We start from the raw sequence: 19,667 nt of genomic DNA, 5'->3' as shown, positions 1-19,667 counted from the left end.
GGCGGTGCTCGCCGTTGATGAAGGGCGCTCGCCGTTGACGACAGCGCTCGCCGAATATGGCAGTGCTCGCCGTTCTGGCGCTGCTCGTCGTTCTGGCGGCGTCCGCTCGCTGTCCGCGTCGTGCTCGTTGTCCTAGCGGTGCTCGCGATGCCGCGTGGTGCTCGCCGTGAGCGGTGCGTCCGGGAGGGGCGGAGCGGGCCCGTCACCGGCGGGTCCGGGTGGGGCGGCGGTCCATTAACCTTGAGGGAGACCATCCCCGGCTTCCCCGTCCTTACGGGTTGCCGTGCTCAGAGATTCAGAGAGAGGTTCGCGCCGTGGACACTGCCGACCGAGCGCACGCCCCGGTCGTCGTCGCCATCGACGGACCCTCCGGCTCCGGCAAGTCGACCGTCTCCCGGGCGGTCGCCGCCCGACTTGGCCTGAGCTTCCTGGACACCGGTGCCATGTACCGGGCGATGACCTGGTGGATGCTGGCCAACGACGTCGACGTCAACGACCCGGAGGCGGTGGCCGTCGCGTGCGGCAAGCCGGTGATCGTGTCCGGTACGGACGCGGACGGCCCGACCATCACCGTGGACGGCCGGGACGTCGCCGGCCCGATCCGCGGCCCCGAGGTGACCGCGCACGTCAGTGCCGTCGCCGCGGTGCCGGCGGTGCGCACCCGGCTGGTCGAGCTGCAGCGCGGCTGCGCCGAGGTCGCCGCGCGCGGCATCGTCGCCGAGGGCCGGGACATGGGGAGCGTGGTCTTCCCGGACGCCACCGTCAAGATCTTCCTGACCGCCTCCGAGACGGCCCGCGCCGAGCGCCGGGCCGCCGAACTGCGGGCCAAGGGCGTCGACGAGGCGACCATCACCGCGATGGCCGCCGACCTGGCGCGCCGGGACGCGGCGGACTCCTCGCGGGCCACCGCGCCGCTCACCCAGGCCGTGGACGCGGTCCTGGTGGACACCAGCACGCTCACCCTGGAGCAGGTGATCGACCGGATCACCGCCCTGGTGGCGGAGCGGGCCGGGGCCGCGCTGGTCTGACGCGGCCCGGCCGCCCGGGACGGTCCGGCCGTCGGGGACGGTCCGGCCGCCCGGAACGAGTGAAAGCCGACCATCCGATGAACGGGGTGCCATGGTGGCACCCGGAACCATTCGCGCTGCCCCGGAGGGGCAGGTACGCACGGCACGTCCCTGGGAAGGGCCGGGCCGGGAAACGGACAGTACGAACATGACCGCAGAGCACTCCACCGCCGGCCACGGCGAGCTGGACGCCTCCGAGTACGCCGAGTTCATGGCGCTCGCCGCCGAGGAGGGCTTCGACATCGACGACGTCGACGGCCTCGGCGACGGCAGCCACGCCCCGCTGCCGGTGCTGGCCGTCGTCGGCCGCCCGAACGTCGGCAAGTCGACCCTCGTCAACCGCATCATCGGCCGCCGCGAGGCGGTCGTCGAGGACAAGCCCGGCGTCACCCGCGACCGCGTGACCTACGAGGCCGCCTGGAACGGCCGCCGCTTCAAGGTCGTCGACACCGGCGGCTGGGAGATCGACGTCCTCGGCATCGACGCCATGGTCGCCGCCCAGGCCGAGCTCGGCATCGAGCAGGCCGACGCGGTGCTGTTCGTGGTCGACGCCACCGTCGGCGCCACCGACACCGACGAAGCCCTGATCAAGATCATCCGCCGGGCCGGCAAGCCGACCGTGCTCTGCGCCAACAAGGTCGACGGCCCGTCCACCGAGGCCGAGGCCGCCTACCTCTGGTCGCTCGGCCTCGGCGAGCCATTCCCGGTCTCCGCCCTGCACGGCCGCGGCTCCGGTGACCTGCTCGACGCCGTGATGGCCGCGCTGCCCGAGGCCCCGCCGCAGACCTTCGGCGACGCCGCCCCCGGCGGCCCGCGCCGCATCGCGCTGATCGGCCGGCCGAACGTCGGCAAGTCCAGCCTGCTCAACAAGGTCGCCGGCGAGGAGCGGGTGGTCGTCAACGAGCTGGCCGGCACCACCCGTGACCCGGTCGACGAGATGATCGAGCTCGGCGGCAAGACCTGGAAGTTCGTCGACACCGCCGGCATCCGCCGCCGGGTCCACCTGACCGCCGGCGCCGACTTCTACGCCTCGCTGCGCACCGCCGCCGCGCTGGAGAAGGCCGAGGTCGCGGTCGTCCTGGTCGACGCCAGCGAGACCCTCGCCGAGCAGGACACCCGGATCATCTCGATGGCCGTCGAGGCCGGGCGCGCCGTCGTCATCGCCTACAACAAGTGGGACCAGCTCGACGAGGAGCGCCGCTACTACCTGGAGCGCGAGATCGAGCGCGACCTCGTCCAGGTGCAGTGGGCCCCCCGGGTCAACGTCTCGGCGAAGACCGGCCGGCACATGGAGAAGCTCGTCCCGGCGATCGAGACCGCGCTGGAGGGCTGGGAGACCCGGATCACCACCGCCCGGCTGAACGCCTTCCTCGGCGAGCTGGTGGCCGCCCACCCGCACCCGATCCGGGGCGGCAAGCAGCCGCGCATCCTGTTCGGCACCCAGGCGGGCACCCGTCCGCCGCGCTTCGTGCTGTTCGCCTCGGGCTTCCTGGAGGCGGGCTACCGCCGGTTCATCGAGCGCCGGCTGCGCGAGGAGTTCGGCTTCGTCGGCACGCCGATCTCGATCTCGGTGCGCGTGCGGGAGAAGCGCAAGAAGAAGTAGGACGCGGTCGTAGCTGCGGAAGGGCCTCGCCGTCCGGTCTCGGGACCGGACGGCGAGGCCCTTCCGTCGTCGCGCGCCGGCCCCTCCGCGGTGCCGGCCGGCCCCGCCCGGTCAGCGGTGGTCGGTGCCGCGGCCCGGGGGGAGGGAGAGCAGGCTGCGGTGACGGCCGCCGGTGGTCGCGCCGGGGGCCGGGGCGGGCGCCGGGACCGGGACCGTCACCGGGGCCGGCGCGGGGACGGGCGCGGCGGGCGGCTGCGGGGCGGAGCCCAGGTAGCCGGCCGCGATCCAGCCCTGACCGGTGCCCGCCTGACTGCCGGGCTGGCCGCCCGCCTGGCCGCCGGGCTGTCCCCCGGTCTGAACGCCCGCAGGCCGGCCGGGGGCGGTGGTCGGGTGGAAGCCGGTCGCGTACGGGCCGGCGCCGTCATTGGGGTGGCGTCCGTGGGCGGTGCCGTGGTCGTGCGGGTGGCCGGGGTGGCCGCTGTGGCCGCCGGATCCGAAGGGCTGCTCCGCCGGCCCGGTGTGCTCGGGGCCGCCCGGCCGGCCGGGCATGAACTGCGGGATGCCGATCGCCTGGCCCGCGTACGTCTGGAAGGCCTGGTGCTGCGGCGGATAGGGGCGCGGCTCGCTGCGTGCGGGGGCGGCGTCCCGCACGGCGAAGCCGGTGAAGGCCAGGTCCTCCTCGCCGGAACGGTCGCCCGGCAGCGCCCGGAAGAGCCGGCGGTACTCGGAGTACAGCTCGTCGTAGATCGGCGTCGCCGAGTGCGGGTGCTCCGCGTCGTACGACGGGCGCATGCCCGGGATCGCGCGGGAGGCGGTGGTGGAACGCCGGGGGGAGGAGGGGCCGTCGTAGCTGTACACGCAGGGCCCAACGAGCGAGCACGCCCGGGGATGCGGGTCGGCGGCCGCCGCCGGCGGCCGGGTGGCCGGGGAGCGGCGGGCCGGGGCGGCCGCGCGGCGGTGGACGCGGGGCGGTGTTCCGGCAGGCCCCGCGGCCACCCCACGGCCGGCCGTCCCAGGGCCACGGCGGCCACCCCACGCCCACCGGCGCCTCCTGGCCGCCTCCCGGCCGCCCCGGCCGGGTCCGGCTCAGGTGCCGGCGAGCGGGAGGGAGGCCGCGACCACCTGACCCAGCGCCACCGCCCGCTCCAGCGCCTGGCGCAGCAGGTCCTCGCGCGGCTGCCGGCCGACCGTGCCGGCCGGGACGGCGTACATGGTGACCTCGCCGAGCTGGTTGGCGGCGAACCGCCAGGCGTCGGTCACCTGGAGCGGCTGGTGGGCCTGCCACCAGCCGGTGCTGCCGCCCGCCGCCGAGGGCTGGAGGACGGCGTGCAGCTTGCCCATCGCGACCAGCACCGACCAGCCCGGCAGCTGGTCCGGCGTCTTGTCGAGGTCGGTGACCGGCTGGAAGCCCGCGTCCTGGAGCAGGTCGAGGAACTCGTCCTCGCCGGTGATGGTGCCCGGCCGGCCGACCGGGCCGGTCGGCTCGACGACCAGGGAGGCGTGGCCGGTGTCGCCGTGCAGCACCAGCCCGCAGGTGATGCCGAGGATCGCGGCCTGGCCCGGCGTGCCGGGCCGGCCGGCCTCCGGGGCGGACGCCGCGTCCGGGGCCGGGGCGGGTCCGGGAACCGCTGCCGGGGCGGGGAGCGGCGGCTGCGGGTGGGCGGGAGCGGCGTCGGCGGCCGGGTCGCCCTGGGCCTGGCTGATGCTGCGGACGGCGCCGGCCAGCTGCTCCTCGGAGACCGGGACCACCTGGGAGGGGATGCAGCGGGCGTGCGCGAAGGCCAGGACCGCCGTCTCCTCGCCGACGAACAGCACGGTGCTGGTGGGCTCCTGGAGCGCGTCGCCGGGCGTGCGGCAGGAGGTGCACTCGTAGCTGTCGGGCGCGTGGGCGCCGCCGAGCAGGCGGTCGGCCTCGTCGTCGCCGATCTCGGAACGGACCTCGTCGCTGACGTCGAGCATGCGCGGCACTGATGGTCTCCTCGGTGCGGTGTCGGGGATCGGACGGGGCGGCCCGGTGGCGGTCGTGGAGGCCGGCCCTGTTCGAGCCGGAGACGGGGACGGCCCGGCCGCCCTGCCCAACGGGCCCTTGTGGCAGGGGTCACGGGTGGGGGACCGGGGTGACGGGAATTGCCCCGGATTCGATCGCGGAGGGTGTCGATGGCATCGCAATGTGTCGATCCGGGTGGCGGGGCTGCCGGATTCGACGTGTGAGGTGAGCCACGGCCTGTCGATGTTTGATCTAGGAAATGACGCCTAAAACGGACATTCAGGGCATGAATGGCGGGCTGTTACCGGCGGTAATCCCCTGCTGAGCTGGGGAGACCCGTAACTGTTTGGATCCCCGACGGCCGACTCGTAGCTTCTTTGGCGGTGCAACGAGCACCACCCGGGTTCACCCCCGACGCACAGCCCGCCGGTTTTCTCCCGGCGCCGGCCGTGCCCGCCGATGCGACCGCTCGAACAGGTCGCCGGTGCGTGGCGGGTGGCCAGGGGCGGCGCGGGACGTCCGACACGTCTCCGGCCGCCCGACGGACGCGGCCGGCGATTCCAGTCCTTCTCCAGGGCTTGGTTCCGCATGCCCGCCCGGGGCTGTCGAGAGGAACGCCATGACTTTCCGTAACGAGATCGCCGCTGCCACCTCCACCTCCGCCACCAAGCGCAACCGCGTCCGGATGGCTGTCGTGGCAGGCGCCGCAGTCGCGGCCCTGCCGGTGGCCGGCCTCGTCACGGCCACCTCGGCCTCCGCCGCCTCCGTCTCCACCTGGGACGCCGTCGCCCAGTGCGAGAGCGGCGGCAACTGGGCCATCAACACCGGCAACGGTTTCTACGGCGGTCTGCAGTTCACCTCCAGCACCTGGGCCGCCTTCGGTGGCACCGCTTACGCCCCGCAGGCCAACCTGGCCACCAAGGCGCAGCAGATCGCCGTCGCCGAGAAGGTCCTCGCCTCGCAGGGCCCGGGCGCCTGGCCCGTCTGCTCCGTCAAGGGCGGTCTGACCAAGGGCGGCGCCCCGGCCGCGGTCGACACCGCCGCCCCGGCGACCACCGCCCCCGCCGCCAAGCCGGCCGCCCCGGCCGCCACCGCGACCCCGAAGCCGGCCGCGCCGAAGGCCGCCGAGGCCCCCAAGGCCGCCGCCGCGCCGAAGGCCGCCCCCAAGGCCGCCGAGGCCCCGAAGGCCGCCGCCGCGCCGAAGGCCGACCAGGCCGCGAAGCAGGGCAAGGGCTGGACCTCGAACGACGTGAAGCAGGCCAAGGGCGGCTACACCGTCAAGGCCGGCGACACCCTGAGCACCATCGCCGCCTCCCAGGGCGTCGACTGGCACGAGCTGTACAACAAGAACGCCAAGGTCATCGGTGCCAACCCGAACCTGATCTTCCCGGGCCAGACCCTCAGCGTCTGATCCGGCCCGGTCCGACGGCCGCCCTCCCGCGCTGCGGGGAGGCGGCCGTCGGCGTGCGGGCCGGCGCGGGTGGGTGCAGGTGCAGGTCGGTGGGGGCGGTGCGGTGCGGTTCGGGCCGGTGCGGCGCCCGGGGCCGTTGTCGGAGCGGTGCGCGAGGATGGGGGAGTGACCCAGGGCGAGTTGTTCGGCGAATCCTTCGACGGTCCCTCCGGTGGCCCTTCCGACGGCCCCTCCGACGTCGACGCGGCCGCCGGGCGCGCGCGGTCCGAGCCGGCGCCCGGCGCCGTGCTGCTCCCGGGCTGGCTGGACGCGGCGGCGCAGCTGCGGCTGGTCGCCGCCTGCCGTGCGTGGGCCCGCCCGCCCGCCGGGATGCACACCGTCCGGATGCCCACCGGCGGGCTGATGTCCGTGCGGATGGTCAGCCTGGGGTGGCACTGGTACCCGTACGGTTACTCCCGCACCGCCGAGGACGGCACGCCGGTCAAGCCGTTCCCGCCCGAGCTCGACGGGCTCGCCCGGCGGGCGGTGGCCGAGGCGTACGGTGCGGCCGTCGGCGAGGTCGCGGGCGCGGCCGGGTACGCGCCGGACACCGCGATCGTCAACCACTATCCGCACGGCGCCAGGATGGGCCTGCACCAGGACCGCGACGAACGGGCGGACGCCCCGGTGGTCTCGCTGTCGCTCGGCGACACGTGCGTCTTCCGGCTCGGCAACACCGAGACCAGGACCAGGCCGTGGACCGACCTGGAGCTGCGCAGCGGGGACCTCCTGGTCTTCGGCGGCCCGGCCCGGTTCGCGTACCACGGCGTGACGAAGACCCTGCCCGGGACGGCGGACCCGGCGCTGGGGCTGACCGGGCGGCTCAACATCACCGTGCGGCAGTCGGGGCTCTGAGGGCATCCGGGTGCGCGTGTTCTGCGGGGTGTCCCGGCGGGCCGTCTCGGTGGGCCGTCCCCGACGGCCGCGTCAGACCCCGTTCGACCCCGTTCGACCCCGTTCGGCGTCGTTCGACCTCGTTCGAGTGAATCGGCGTCCGTGGTCCCGTCGGCGGGAATGCCCCGGCTCGCTGAGGAATTCGATTGAGCTGGAGAATTCGAGAGAACGGATCGCGGCAGCCGGGCGGAAGACCTCCGACCGGGCGGCGGCCCGGAGAGGACGTGTTCCATGAGTACCCCGGTCGACGATCTCGTCGCGCTGCTGGACCTTGAGCAGATCGAGCTGAACATCTTCCGCGGGCGCAGCCCCGAGGAGGCGCTCCAGCGCACGTTCGGCGGACAGGTCGCCGGCCAGGCCCTGGTTGCGGCGGGGCGCACCGTGGACGGCGACCGGCCGGTCCACTCGCTGCACGCCTACTTCCTGCGCCCCGGTGTGCCGGGCGTGCCGATCGTCTACCAGGTGGACCGGCTGCGCGACGGCCGCTCGTTCACCACCCGCCGGGTGCTGGCGATCCAGGGCGGCCGGTCGATCTTCGCGCTGACCGCCGACTTCCACGCCCCGGAGCCGGACAGCATCGAGCACCAGTTCCCGATGCCCGAGGTGCCCGCCCCGGAGAAGCTGCCCAGCGCGCTGGACGAGGTCGGCTCCCGGCTCGGCGAGCTGCCCCCGTTCATCAGCCGGCGCCAGCCGTTCGACATCCGCTACGTCGACCGGCTGCGCTGGACCACCGAGGAGCTCGAAGGCGTCGAGGCGCGCAGCGGCGTCTGGCTGCGGACCAACGGCGAGCTCCCGGACGACCCGCTGATCCACGTCTGCGCGCTCACCTACGCGAGCGACATGACCCTGCTGGACGCCGTCCGCGCCCCCGTGGAGCCGCTCTGGGGCACCCGTCACTTCGACATGGCCTCACTGGACCACGCGATGTGGTTCCACCGGCCGTTCCGCACCGACGACTGGCTGCTCTACCAGCAGGAGTCCCCGATAGCCCACGGTGCCCGGGGCCTGGCCCGCGGGCAGATCTTCGACCGCAGCGGCCGGCTGGTGGTCTCGGTGGTGCAGGAGGGCCTGTTCCGCCGGATCAAGGACTGAAGGGCCGGCCGGCCGGCGGGGTGCGACCGGGCACGCATGGGGTGCGGTGTGACGATGTGACCGGCGTATTGAGCGGTGTGACAGCCGCGCGACGGAATCCGGTGCCGGGAATGCCCGGCCCGGGTACCGGATGTTCGATGGGGTGAGTGCAGTACGGACGGCCCGCCCGGCGGGCCCTGGACCACAGTGGGAGGGCGAGCCGATGACGGCGACGGCCGCGGAGGAATGGAAGCACTGGAGCGATCGGCGGGCGGCTGCGGTCAGCACCCCGCACGGCCAGCTCGCGCTCACCGGCACGTACTGGCTGGAGCCGGAGCCGGCGGAGATCCCCGGGCTGCCCGGGCTCTGGTGGACCGACGCCGAGGGCGTCCGGGTCCGGGCGGCGGCCGCCGACGGGCTGGCCGTCGCGGGCGGGGCCGCTCCCGTCGACGGCGAGGTGCTGCTGCGCCCGGACACCGACCCGGCGCCGGACACCGCGTCGCTGGGCGAGCTGCTGCTGGTGCCGATCGAGCGCGAGGGCCAGCTGGCCCTGCGGGTCTTCGACCCGGCCTCGCCCCGACGCGCGTCGTTCGCGGGCATCTCCGCCTACCCCTACTCGCCGGAGTGGGCCGTCCCGGCGGTCTTCACCCCGTTCGAGGCCGAGCAGGCGCGGGCGGTGGTCGTCCCGAACGCCGACGGCAAGGAGCGCCCGCTGGCCGTCAGCGGACAGATCGCGTTCACCGTGGCCGGGGAGCACCGGACGCTGACGGTCAGCGGCTCGGCCGGCGGCCTGAGCGGCGTGATCGCCGATGCCACCAGCGGCCGGGACACCTACCGGTTCCGCTTCATCACCCTGCCCGCGCCGGACGAGGAGGGCCGCACGGTGCTGGACCTGAACCGCGCCTACCTGCCGCCCTGCGCCTTCGCCGACCACTTCATCTGCCCGTTCCCGCCGCCCGGCAACCGGCTGGACTTCGCGGTGGAGGCGGGGGAGAAGCAGGTCCTCACCCGGTAGCGCACCTCACCCTTGCCGCGCCCGCCCGGATCTCCCACCCCGGTGTCGACGGTCCGGGCGGGCGGGGCCACGATGGGGCACTGTGTCGACCAATCATCCTGCCAATTCCGCGCCCGCCGGGGACGCTCCTCCCACCCCCTCCGACGCCCTCCCGCCCTCCGCCGTCACCGGCTCCGCCGCCCCGCCGGCCGCCTGGTACCGGCGGTTCGCCCGCAGCGCCTTCGCCGACCTGAGCCCGCTGCGCGAGAACGCCGACTACCGGCGGGTCTGGTTCGGCCAGTCCGTCTCCTCGATCGGCCAGCAGATGACGGCCGTCGCCGTCTCCGTCCAGGTCTACGATCTGACCCGCTCCACCTTCGCCACCGGCCTGGTCGGCCTCTTCTCCCTCGTCCCGCTGGTCGCCTTCGGCCTCTACGGCGGCGCCATCGCCGACACCGCCGACCGCCGCCGCCTCGGCCTGATCGGCGCGGCCGGCCTCGCCGTCGTCTCCGCCGTCCTGGCCGCCCAGGCCCTCGCCGGCCTCGGCCTCGTCGCGATCCTCTACGCGGCCGTCGCCCTCCAGGCCGGCTTCTTCGCGCTCGCCTCGCCCGCCCGCTCCGCGATGATCCCGCGCCTGGTCCCCGCCCACCAGCTCCCCGCCGCCAACGCCCTGAACACCGTCAGCATGAACCTCGGCCTCACCGTCGGCCCCATGCTCGGCGGCGTCCTCATCGGCGCCTACGGCGTCCAGGCCGCCTACCTCGTCGACACCGTCGCCTTCGCCGCCACCATCTACGCGATGTGGCGCCTGCCCGCCATGCGCCCGCTCGGCGATCGCAAGGGCCGCGCCTCCGTCCTCGACGGCCTGCGCTTCCTGCGCGAGCAACCCAACCTGCGCACCAGCTTCCTCGCCGACCTCGCCGCGATGATCTTCGGCATGCCGCGCGCCCTCTTCCCGGCCCTCGCCGTCACCTTCTACGGCGGCGACGCCCGCACCGTCGGCCTGCTCGCCGCGGCCCCGGCCGTCGGCGCCCTGGCCGGCGCCCTCTTCTCCGGCTGGGTCGGCCGCATCCACCGCCAGGGCGCCGCCGTCCTGGCTGCCGTGATCGCCTGGGGCCTCGCCATCGCCGCCTTCGGCCTGGTCCGCAACCTCTGGCTCGGCCTGCTCCTGCTCGCCGCCGCCGGCTGCGCCGACACCATCAGCATGATCTTCCGCAACACGATGATGCAGGTCGCCGCCCCGGACGAGATGCGCGGCCGCCTCCAGGGCGTCTTCATCGTGATCGTCGCCGGCGGCCCCCGCCTCGGCGACTTCGAGTCCGGCGCCGTCGCCTCCCTCACCAGCCCGGCCGTCTCCGTCGTCAGCGGCGGCCTCGCCTGCGTCGCCGCCATCCTCCTCCTCGCCGCCCGCCGCCCCGCCTTCCTCCGCTACGACGCCCGCCACCCCACCCCCTGACCCCCACCCCCACAACCCTGCAGCGAGCACCCCCCGACGTGCTGTATTGTTTTCCTCGTCGCCGGGACAACCGGCCGACAAGGTCGAGGAACCCGAAGCAGAGCCCCCCAGGCTCCGCCAGGGCCACGAGACCACGGGACGTGGCGCAGCTTGGTAGCGCACTTGACTGGGGGTCAAGGGGTCGCAGGTTCAAATCCTGTCGTCCCGACTTGCGAATCCGCAGGTCGGAGGCCGTTTCCATCTGAGGATGGGGACGGCCTTTTTGTGCGTGTCGCGGGGTGGTGGTCGCACCTTGTCCGGCCGCGGATCGCAGCCGGGCGCGGGCTGACCTGGTCGACTCGCTGCTGTATGGCTGGAGTTAGCGCACGTGGCCCGATCGGTGGCCGGATCGTTAACCACTCACGACGTCCTGTGGCGGGTGACCTCGCGTCGCGGGGGTGACGCGGCCGGGCGTGAGCATCGTTCAATTTGTGAGCTTTCTTCCGCTCTGTCCGCATTTTCTGGGCCGGATGTCGGCGCCGGGGCGGTTTCGCAGGGCGAAGGTCTGCGACCACCATGCGACCACCGCGCAGACGGCAGCCGCCCTGGTCAGGCGCTCCTCCTTGCTGGGGCGCAAAGGGGCTCGGCGGGCCGCGGGCTTCGGGAGACGGTGTGCTGAGGGGTGGGACGCGCCGGGGTGCGGCTTGGGCAGATCCTCGGCGATGACGTGCCCTTGGGTTCGCTGGGTTCCCTCGTCCTGGACTGCTACAGCGTCCCCGGGGGCCGGGCTGTGCTTCACGGTGACCGGGCGTGCCGCCAGTTGGGGCCCGGTGCGCGGCTGGGCCGTGTCGGGCTCGCGGCCGGGTCGTTGTGCGGGTCCTGCGCGTGGATGTTGCCGGCGGACCATCCCGTGAGCGAGTTCGCGGTCGCGGTGGCAGGGTTGAGAACTCCCGCCCTGGTGGCGGGTGACGGTGCGCCGACGGGTCCGGTGCCGACATCAGGGCCTGCAGGCGGCGCTGAGTCCGCCCAGGCGGTGCGGGTGTGGCGGCGCGCGCAGACGCGCGCGCTTGAGGGCGTTGTGGCTGCTGCCGCTTTCCCCTGGCGGGAGCCCTGGGTGGGGCCCAGGCTGTCCGCGCTGACCGGTGCGGTCGAGCAGGCTCGCGCAGCGGTTGCCCGCCGCGTCGACCCTCGCGAACTGCTGACGGCTGCCTGCGTGGCGGCCCTGCCCGTGCCGGTCGGGCTGAGGGACGGGCTGCCGGCGTCTGTGGGGAGCTGGGGGGTCGACGGGGAGTGGCTGCTGCTGGAGGCGTACATGCGCTGGCAGAGCGCCTGCGCAGAGGGCGAGGCGCGGGTGGCGGACTGCGTACGGGCGGCGTCCGCAGCGGTCTACGAAGCGTTCGGCAGATGGCGCAAGGGCCGTGATGAGGCGCTGGACAGCGTCCAGCGCCTCATCACGGCCTCAAACGACCAGGCAAGGCGGCTCGCTGAAGAGGAGTGCGCCGGGCCCGTACATCTGGTTCAGATGACGCTCCCGCTACTTGAGACGGAGCCGTTCACCGGTCGGGAGCACGATCCGCTCACCTTCTGGCGGGCCGGGGTGATCGCGGTCCACCAGAGCGGCGTCGACTGGTCGCCCGGGCGCGTCACACTCGCCGCTCCCCGGGTGGTGTCCGATCTACTCCTGGGCGGTTGACACCCGGGCCGGTCAAGCAGCGTGGCGAGGCTGGAATCCGGGCCAGTCCTCAAGGTCCGTGGCAGCCAGTTCGTAGGCATGGGCGAGCGCGTTGACCGCGTCGTCGGCCGCGTGCTTGAGCAGGTGCCCGTAGATGTTGATGGTTGTCGCGATGGTTGAATGACGCAGCGCTTTCGACACGATCGCGATGGGTACCTCGGAGGTGATCATGATGGTCGCCACCGTGTGCCGCAGATCGTGAATCGTGATCTGCGGCAGCCCGGCCTCGGCTTGGCGGTGCCGCAGCCGGTCCAGGACGTACTGCGGGCGCAGCGGGGCGCCGTCGACGTCTGCGAAGACGAGTCCACGCAGCGGGGCTCCCGCAGGCAGCAGGGATTGCTGGTGGTCAGCCTGGCGCTGCAGCGAGGCCGGGACCCGTGGATTGACGCTGACCCAGTTCCGGCTCGCCTTGGTCTTCGGCGCGCACAGGTGCAGTTCGTTGTTGCCGATGGTGGCCAGCGTCCAGCGGACGAAGATCTTGCACCGAGCAAAGGGGCGGAAGCGCACCCACAGCGCACAACACTGCGTCCACCCCCACCCGACCTGTGGCCATGTTCTAGCTTGACCCTGTCGGGGATCGCCGCCCAGTCAATGGGCGGGGGAGCCGGACCCTGCATGCCATTGGCAGGTTCACGGGCGCCGCAACTGGGGCCGCTGAACCGGGAAGTCGGAAGGGCGGCGGCCGGCAATCGGGGAGTCGTCAGCGCGCCAGATGCAGGCCGCGGCGTGGCCGGGCGGGACGAGGAGGCTGACGGGGCGCCAGCCGTTCGGTGTCTCGGTGCGGCGGGTTTCGCCGAGGTAGTCGGCGGCGAGGTCGCGGCCCAGGCCGGTGCCCAGGCCAGGGCCTTGAGGTAGGACTCTTTGCGGGTCCACAACTGGGCGAAGGCGGCGGGGCGGTCGGGCTCAGCGGTCTCGGCCAGGTCAGCCTGCGCGGGGTGCAGAGCCCGGGCTATCTCCGTGACGGTTGCGGGGCGGGGGTGGGGGCCCGACATCGACACCGACCGGGCTGGTGGCGAGGGCGATCAGGACCAGGTCGCCGCCGTGGGAGAGGGAGAAGTGGATGCCCGTGTCGGGGCCGGCAAGGGCCGGGCGGCCGTGCGGCTTGCCGCAGCACGGGCAGGGCAGGCAGGTGAAGCGAACCACTGCGGTGTTCAGGTCCAGTTCTGCGCCCAGGAGTTCGCGCAGTCCGGTGTGCGCGGCAAGGTAACGCACCCGGTCGACGGGCCGGACGAACGCGGCGCAGCGTGAGTGCCCGTCCGGGCCGAGTACGTCCGCGTCGAAGTCGTCCTCGGCCGCACCGGAGATGTCGGTCAGCCACAGCCGTACGAACGGTGCTGTTCCAGGGGAGGGGGCGAACGGCAGGGGTGTCAATGGCGGGGCGGCAGTGGCGGGCATGGGCGGCGGGCCATCCGGTGTCAGGCGGAGACACGGCATTGGACACTGGTCTGCGCAGAGGGGCTAAGACGAGGGCGGAGCTGCCGCCCAAGGCGGCATCAGGGTGTGGGCCTTGGCCTGCATGACTGGATGGAGCCACAAGCAGCGCCCCCGGCCTGTGGCAGCCGCCGCCCACCCGGGCGGTACGGGAATTAACCGGTCCTGCCCACACCCCGAACACCACGAGGACGAAAGGGCATCAAGCGGGTAGTTCGTCAGAACCGATCACTTTGGAACCCGCACGATCGTCGTGTAGGTGTGATTTGTCAGCATCTCGAACTCCGGGTCGATCAGCGTTTCCCGGATGACAGCCAGGTCGGCCGCGGTCAGGCTGGTCTGGCTCAGCAGGTAGGGCTCCAGCATGCTGCTGTGCAGCCGGGCGAGCAGCGCGGTCGGTTCTCCACCCCGCCCCGGTGCCTGGTAGTCCCGCACCGTGACGTCCTTGTGGCCGGCAGCGCGGAGCACGTCAGCGGTCCGCGACCCCCAGTCGAAGTCCATCCCGGTCTCCGCGCCGAGCTTGTGCACGCCGTCGTGGAATTCCTGGAAAATACGCGCCTGGTAGTCGTCGATCGGCGATTTGATCAAGCTTTCGGTGGCGCAGCCGCAGAACCAGTCGGTGAGCACCAGTGCGCCGCCCGGCCGTAGGTGTGCGGTCAACTTCGCCGCGATGGCGTCCCGGTCGGCCAGGTGCATCAGCAGCAACCGGGCGTGGATCAGGTCGAACCCCGGCTCCGGCCAGGGGTCACTGGTGAGGTCGTGACTGATCGCCTCGATCCGCGGATGGACGGGTACGTGCTGCGGTTTGAGGTCGCTGGCCACGACATGCCCGTTCGTTCCCACCCGGGCGGCCAGCCAGCGGGCGACCGAGCCGTCCCCGGTGCCCACGTCCCAGCAGCGCCAGCCGTGGCCGACGGCCACCTCGGTGCCCAGGATGCTGAACGTCTCCCGGTTCAGGATCTCGGAGAGCAGGCTCAGCTGCTCGGGTGCTGCCGGCGCGTCGTTGTCGAAGCGCTGCTTGTGGGTCGTGTTGTACATGGGCGTCTCCTCGTCGGCCTGTCTGTCGGCTCAGTGCTCACGCTGCTACGGCTGGACCGATTCGCTCAGCAACCCGTTGACAATGTCGACGAATTGGGCCGGTGTCACGTTCTTGTCCGCCTCCTCCGGCAGCTTGATCCCGAGCTCGCGCTCGATCAGGAGCGTGATCTCCACGATCGCGATCGAGTCGTAGCCGAGATCGACGAACGTGGTCTCGGCGATCTGGCCGTCCAGGTCGAGCGAGTCGTCCTCACCCCCGCCCCGCCGTACGTACTCCACCAGGTCCGCCAGAGTGAAAGTCGCCATTGCTGCTCCCCTTCGTCTCGTCACATCGCGACTAACATCGCCGGGGCGCTTCGACCTTGGATCGAGTGCCGATCGACCGCGAGACACGGTCGTGGGGGACCGTCGCGCGCGGTTCCGGGCCGTCTCCGCCTCGCCCCGGCCTCGAACGAGACTCCGCCGGAGCTGGTGATCCTGGGCCCATGCAGGTACCCGATTCGATCTATAGGAGCGTGACCATGAGCCGCGAACTCTACATCGCCGCCGCGAGTTCGTGGCTGCCCGCGCGCATGACGCTCGACGAGGCCGAATCCGCCGGTCTCGTCGAGCGGTCGCGGGTGTGGAACACCGGTATCGAGTCGGTTTGCGTCTCGCCGGACAAGTCTGCGCCGGAGATGGCGGTGCTGGCCGCGCGGGACGCGCTCGAACGCGCCGGGTCGGGCGCGCAGGACCTCGACCTGATGCTGCACGCCTGCGCCTACCACCAGGGGCACGACATGTGGCCGTCAGCGTCGTACATCCAGCAGTTCTCCGGCGGCGGCACGTGTCCGGCCATGGAGGTCCGCCAGATGTCCAACGGCGGGATGGCGGCCCTGGAGCTCGCGGCGGGGTACCTGCTTGCCGACGATCGGGCGGCTGCTCTGATCACCACGGCCGACCGGTTCTGCCTGCCCGGCTTCGACCGGTGGCGCAGCGACCCGAGCACCGTCTGCGGCGACGGTGCCACCGCCGTCGTGCTGTCCACCCGCGCCGGATTCGCTGAGCTCCGCGGGCTCGCCACGGTGTCCGACCCCGAGTTGGAGCGAGGTGGCCGGGGTGACCGGTTCAGCGACGCACCGTTGGCCAGGGGAGGGCCGGTCGACCTGAACCCGAACAGCGACTCACTGGTGCGCGAGCTCGGGCTGGAGGGCCTGCTACGCCGCATCGAGGCGGGTCAGCGCGAGGCGTTCGATCGGGCCTGCGTCCAAGCGGACGTGAAGCTCAGCGACATCGACTGGTTCGTGCTGCCGAACCTTGGCCGCACCCGGATGCGGGCGCAGTACTTCGACCCGTTCGGCATCGACCCGCAGCGTTCCACCTGGGCATGGGGCCGACAGGTCGGGCACCTCGGCGCGGGTGACCAGTTCGCGGGCCTGGCCCACCTGATCGCCGCGGACTCCCTGAAGCCCGGTCAGACCTGCGTGCTGGCAAGCGTCGGCGCCGGTTTCACCTGGACGGTCGGCGTCCTGGAGATCGTCGCCGGGCCGTGAGCCTGTGGCAGTGGTGGCCCGGCCGGGGGTCGGACTGACCATCACCCGGCCGGGCTTCGTACTCACTGTCAGCTTGGCCAGGGCAGGTTGGTCTCGACCGGGGCGGCGTAGTCGACGCCGGGAACGTCGAAGCCGTACAGGGCGCGGAACTGGGCACGGAACCACGGAGGGTCAGCCAACTCGTTGACGGTGTCGTGCGTGACCGACCGCCAGCGGTCGGCCACGGCGGACTGGACTGGCTCGGACAGCTCCCAGCGGTCGAGGCGGATGCGCCCGGACTCGTCCAGGTCGGGCGCATCCGCGGTGAGCTGGTCCCACAGCTGGAGCGACTGCTCGACGGGGGACGGGAAGCGGTCGCCCAGGACGCCCCGGAGCAAGCTGACGTAGAGCGGGATGCCCGGGATGGCGGTCAACGCCTGGGTGACTGCGGCCCCGTTCACCGAGGTGTAGGCGCGACCGCCCACTCCGGCCAACTGCTCGGTCAGGGCGCCCGCGGTGGACTCCAGGTCGGCCTTGGCGGCGCCGATCGTGCCCCCGCGGTAGATCGCCGCGGTCAGCGGCGACCCGAGGTAGCTGAGGGCGACCGTACGGAACCCGTTGCGCAGCAGCCCGCGCTCCGCCAGCGCGGTGACCCAGCGGGACCAGTCCTCGCCCCCCATAACACGCACCGTCGCGGCGGTCTCGGCCTCGGTCGCCGGGGCGACGGTGACCTCGCGCACGTACGCGGCCCCGTCATCGGCGAACTCCAGGTTCCGGGTGGTGTGCGGCGCGCCGAGCGGCTTGAGCACCGACTGGTAGGTGGTGCCGTTTCGTGGATCGGTGCGCCGGGGCGCCGCCACGCTGTAGATCAGGTAGTCCACACCGCCGAACCGTTCGGCCAGCAGGCCCAGCGTCTCGGCCTTGGTGGTGTCGGCGAACGCGTCGGCGTTGCGGAACGAGAAATTCGCTCCGAGCTCGCGGGCGATCGCGTCGGTGGCGAGGGTGCGGTACCACCCGGCGGTCGCACTGCGGTGCCCGGCTGGCCGCTCGAAGCCGATGCCCACACCGTCGATGCCGTATCGCACCAGCCCGGCGATCGTACTCGCCAGGCCGTAGCCCGCACTCGACCCGATCACCAGCGCCGTCGGCCGCCGTGCCAGTGGCTTCTCGGGGGCCGGCACCTCGGACCGCATCAACTCGACACTGCGAAAGCATCCAGCCGGATGCGAATCGAGCAGCAGATAACCACGTCCCGTCGGGGCGACGACGCGTTCGGACTGCGAAAGTGGTGGGTGCATCATCTTCTCCTCTGCCGCATCAGTTTTCTAGCAGCGCCTGCTTGAGGCGCTCGACCACGTCGTACGGTGTCGACCGGTGGAACATCGACGAGGTGTCCAGGCGCAGGCCCGTCGCCGAATTCAGGCGGTTTCGTAGCGTCATGAGGGACAGCGAGTCGAATCCGAGATCCTGGAAGATCTGGTGCGGCTGCACGGCGTCAGCTGACCCGAGCCCGAGGACCGCCGAAATCTGCGTGGAGATCAGCTCGAACAGCGTGTGGTCCCGGTCAGCGTCCGACATCGACGCGAGCCGTTGCCGTAGCGAGGTCGCCGAGACCGCTCCGGCGCCCGCTGTGCGTTTGCCGGTGATCCTGACCAGCGACCTGAACGCCGGCGGCAGCGCACTCCCGGTCCTGCCCTGCCGAGCCAGCTCGGCCAGATCCAGTCGCACCGGAATCACCACGGGTTCGCCTGCACGGCAGGCGGCATCGAACAGCGCAACGGCCTCCCGCGCCCCCAGCACATCCACTCCTGCGATCCCGGTACGGGACGGTGCGTCGCCCAGCGCCCAGGGCCCCCAGGCCAGCGACACCACGGGGGTACCGCTCGCCCAGCGCCGTCGGGCGAGCGCGTCCAGTGCGGCCGCCGACGCGGCCGAGACGGCGGTGCCACTGCCGCCGACGGTCCCGGCGAACGATGAGCACAGGACGAGGGTGGCGGCCCCGATCTCCTGGTCGAGGGTCTCCGCAGCACCGACCGTCGCGCGCAACGCCTCGGCGAGCGAATCCGGTGTCGGAGCAGCCGTCCTGTCGCCCGGCAGCACCTGCGGTACGTGTACGACCATGGTTAGCGGATGCTCCGCGGGCAGACCGTCGATCAGCTCGCGCAACGCGGTACGGTCGTTTGGAACGCAGGCCGCGGTGGTGACGGTGGCGCCCAGCGCGGCGAGTTCCGCGGTCAGCACGGGGGCCTCGGCGTCGGTGAGCACCAGGTGCCGCACTCCGTGCACGGTGACCAGGTGGCGCGCCAGCCGTTCGCCCATGGGCGTCGTCCCGCCGGTGATCAGCGTTGTGCCCTCGTCTCCGGCGAACTGCTCCGTGCCGCTTGCAGACCCGCCCGGTGCGAGCCGTGGCACCCTGACCCGGCCCTCGCGCAGAGCCATCTGTGGCTCGCCGGATCTGACGGCCCTCGGAAGCGCACGCCACGATGCTTCGGCGGCGTCCACGTCGGCGAGTACGAACCTTCCGGGGTTTTCCGCCTGAGCAGACCGGATCAGCCCCCACACCGCGGCTCCGGCGAGGTCGGTGCCGGCATGGTCGAAGGCTGGCATCGCCGAGGAAGTCAGGAACACCACGGTCACCGTGGCGAGCGTTTCGGTAGCCAGTAGGGCGTCCAGCTGGCTCAGTGTCTCCCGCGAGGTGACGGCAACCTCCGCGCCCGCTGGCACGGTGAGCACCAGGTAGTCCGGCACGTCCCCGCTGGCTTCGGCCAAGGCGTCAAGTCCCGAGTACGCCTGTACGTACCCGCCCACCGTGGTCAGTCCCGCCACGGCGCAGAGCGGATCCGCGCCTACGACTGCCCAGTTCGTCTTCCGAGGCGACGGGTTCGCGACGTGGTCGATCCACACCTCCCGGTACAGCGCGTCGAGTTGCGCGACCCTGGCCGCCTGCAGCTCTGTCAAATCGACGGGGGTGGTGCCGACTCCGAACTCAGCGACCGGATCACCTACGGTGTCGGCCAGCATCATCGACACCGAACCGGCGCGGTTCGGGCCGATCCGCACCCGAAGGGCGGACGCGCCGACCGCGTGCACGGCGACTCCATGCCACGACGTCGCCAGTCGAGGGCCCTCGGTGTACGTGGCGTGGAGTGTGGCGTCGAGCAGGGCGGGGTGGATGGTGTAGGTGTCGGGGTCGGTGGGGAGGGTGATTTCGGCGTAGGTGTGGTCGTTGTGGCGCCATATTTTGTGCAGGCCTTGGAAGGTGGGGCCGTAGTGGTAGCCGTGGGTGGTGAGGGTGTCGTAGGAGATGTCGACGGGTTGCGCGCCGGTGGGGGGCCAGGTGGTGAGGTCCCAGTCGGGGATGGGTGTGTGGGGGTCGAGGGTGCCGGTGGCATGGCAGGTCCATGATGTCTCGGCGCTGGTGTCGGGGCGTGCGTCGATGCGGATAGGGCGTGTG

The 19,667-nt window shown here is 72.5% G+C and carries 17 protein-coding genes and 1 tRNA gene; 10 read left to right on the top strand and 8 right to left on the bottom strand.

Going from position 1 to position 19,667, the window contains the following annotated elements; all coding sequences use genetic code 11:
* The first annotated feature begins 314 nt into the window (after positions 1-314).
* Both cmk and der read left to right on the top strand, forming a co-directional pair.
* Positions 315-1,028 carry a (d)CMP kinase gene (gene cmk / locus ACF1AK_RS34820; protein ID WP_391502839.1) on the top strand — a complete coding sequence of 238 codons (714 nt, stop codon included), beginning with the start codon at positions 315-317 and terminating at the stop codon, positions 1,026-1,028.
* A 187-nt stretch (positions 1,029-1,215) separates the two neighbouring features.
* On the top strand, positions 1,216-2,670 hold the full coding sequence (gene der / locus ACF1AK_RS34815; RefSeq protein ID WP_391502838.1) for a ribosome biogenesis GTPase Der: 1,455 nt from the start codon (positions 1,216-1,218) through the stop codon (positions 2,668-2,670).
* 111 nt (positions 2,671-2,781) lie between these two features.
* Here the strand turns inward: der and ACF1AK_RS34810 are convergent, their stop codons facing one another.
* Both ACF1AK_RS34810 and ACF1AK_RS34805 read right to left on the bottom strand, forming a co-directional pair.
* Positions 2,782-3,528, bottom strand: a complete 747-nt coding sequence (locus tag ACF1AK_RS34810; protein WP_391502837.1) for a hypothetical protein — start codon at positions 3,526-3,528, stop codon at positions 2,782-2,784.
* A gap of 228 nt (positions 3,529-3,756) precedes the next feature.
* Entirely contained in the window at positions 3,757-4,638 is an 882-nt protein-coding gene (locus ACF1AK_RS34805; RefSeq protein ID WP_391502836.1) for a hypothetical protein, read from the bottom strand.
* Between the two features lie 638 nt (positions 4,639-5,276).
* Between ACF1AK_RS34805 and ACF1AK_RS34800 the strand changes: the two genes are divergently transcribed.
* The 7 genes from ACF1AK_RS34800 to ACF1AK_RS34770 all read left to right on the top strand — a co-directional run bounded on the left by ACF1AK_RS34800 (position 5,277) and on the right by ACF1AK_RS34770 (position 12,194).
* Positions 5,277-6,068 (top strand): transglycosylase family protein, encoded by a 792-nt coding sequence (locus tag ACF1AK_RS34800; protein ID WP_391502835.1) that lies wholly within the window; start codon positions 5,277-5,279, stop codon positions 6,066-6,068.
* A gap of 285 nt (positions 6,069-6,353) precedes the next feature.
* Complete coding sequence (locus ACF1AK_RS34795; protein ID WP_380297588.1) at positions 6,354-6,962, top strand: alpha-ketoglutarate-dependent dioxygenase AlkB family protein; 609 nt, start codon at positions 6,354-6,356, stop codon at positions 6,960-6,962.
* 270 nt (positions 6,963-7,232) lie between these two features.
* Complete coding sequence (gene tesB / locus ACF1AK_RS34790) at positions 7,233-8,093, top strand: acyl-CoA thioesterase II (RefSeq protein ID WP_391502834.1); 861 nt, start codon at positions 7,233-7,235, stop codon at positions 8,091-8,093.
* Between the two features lie 202 nt (positions 8,094-8,295).
* Entirely contained in the window at positions 8,296-9,087 is a 792-nt protein-coding gene (locus ACF1AK_RS34785) for a DUF1684 domain-containing protein (protein WP_391502833.1), read from the top strand.
* Between the two features lie 82 nt (positions 9,088-9,169).
* The gene (locus tag ACF1AK_RS34780) at positions 9,170-10,522 is read left to right on the top strand and encodes an MFS transporter (protein ID WP_391502832.1); all 1,353 of its coding nucleotides are present in this window, start codon (positions 9,170-9,172) and stop codon (positions 10,520-10,522) included.
* 134 nt (positions 10,523-10,656) lie between these two features.
* Positions 10,657-10,730 (top strand) — tRNA-Pro (locus tag ACF1AK_RS34775).
* A gap of 681 nt (positions 10,731-11,411) precedes the next feature.
* Positions 11,412-12,194: a hypothetical protein gene (locus tag ACF1AK_RS34770; RefSeq protein WP_391502831.1), complete on the top strand. Its 783-nt coding sequence runs from the start codon at positions 11,412-11,414 to the stop codon at positions 12,192-12,194.
* Between the two features lie 12 nt (positions 12,195-12,206).
* Here ACF1AK_RS34770 and xerC read toward each other — a convergent pair whose 3' ends face one another.
* The 4 genes from xerC to ACF1AK_RS34750 form a co-directional block, all read right to left on the bottom strand.
* A complete protein-coding gene (xerC, locus tag ACF1AK_RS34765; protein ID WP_391502830.1) occupies positions 12,207-12,740 on the bottom strand; it encodes a tyrosine recombinase XerC in 534 nt (177 codons plus the stop codon).
* A gap of 414 nt (positions 12,741-13,154) precedes the next feature.
* Complete coding sequence (locus ACF1AK_RS34760) at positions 13,155-13,628, bottom strand: 4'-phosphopantetheinyl transferase family protein (RefSeq protein ID WP_391502829.1); 474 nt, start codon at positions 13,626-13,628, stop codon at positions 13,155-13,157.
* Positions 13,629-13,892: 264 nt separating this feature from the next.
* On the bottom strand, positions 13,893-14,702 hold the full coding sequence (locus tag ACF1AK_RS34755) for a class I SAM-dependent methyltransferase (RefSeq protein ID WP_391502828.1): 810 nt from the start codon (positions 14,700-14,702) through the stop codon (positions 13,893-13,895).
* A gap of 45 nt (positions 14,703-14,747) precedes the next feature.
* Positions 14,748-15,008 carry an acyl carrier protein gene (locus ACF1AK_RS34750; RefSeq protein ID WP_391502827.1) on the bottom strand — a complete coding sequence of 87 codons (261 nt, stop codon included), beginning with the start codon at positions 15,006-15,008 and terminating at the stop codon, positions 14,748-14,750.
* A gap of 215 nt (positions 15,009-15,223) precedes the next feature.
* On the opposite strand from ACF1AK_RS34750, the gene ACF1AK_RS34745 reads away from it, so the two are divergent.
* The gene (locus tag ACF1AK_RS34745; RefSeq protein WP_391502826.1) at positions 15,224-16,234 is read left to right on the top strand and encodes a ketoacyl-ACP synthase III family protein; all 1,011 of its coding nucleotides are present in this window, start codon (positions 15,224-15,226) and stop codon (positions 16,232-16,234) included.
* Between the two features lie 68 nt (positions 16,235-16,302).
* On the opposite strand, the gene fabV is transcribed toward ACF1AK_RS34745, so the two are convergent.
* A complete protein-coding gene (gene fabV / locus ACF1AK_RS34740) occupies positions 16,303-17,511 on the bottom strand; it encodes an enoyl-[acyl-carrier-protein] reductase FabV (RefSeq protein ID WP_391502825.1) in 1,209 nt (402 codons plus the stop codon).
* Between the two features lie 19 nt (positions 17,512-17,530).
* On the bottom strand, positions 17,531-19,667 hold a 2,137-nt coding region (locus ACF1AK_RS34735; RefSeq protein WP_391502824.1), incomplete at its 5' end, for a type I polyketide synthase.

Origin of the sequence: Kitasatospora sp. NPDC015120, from assembly GCF_043080305.1 — a bacterium.
Lineage (GTDB): Bacteria > Actinomycetota > Actinomycetes > Streptomycetales > Streptomycetaceae > Kitasatospora.
Note: the sequence above shows the minus strand (reverse complement) of the source record. Positions and strands in the feature narration are given on the sequence as shown.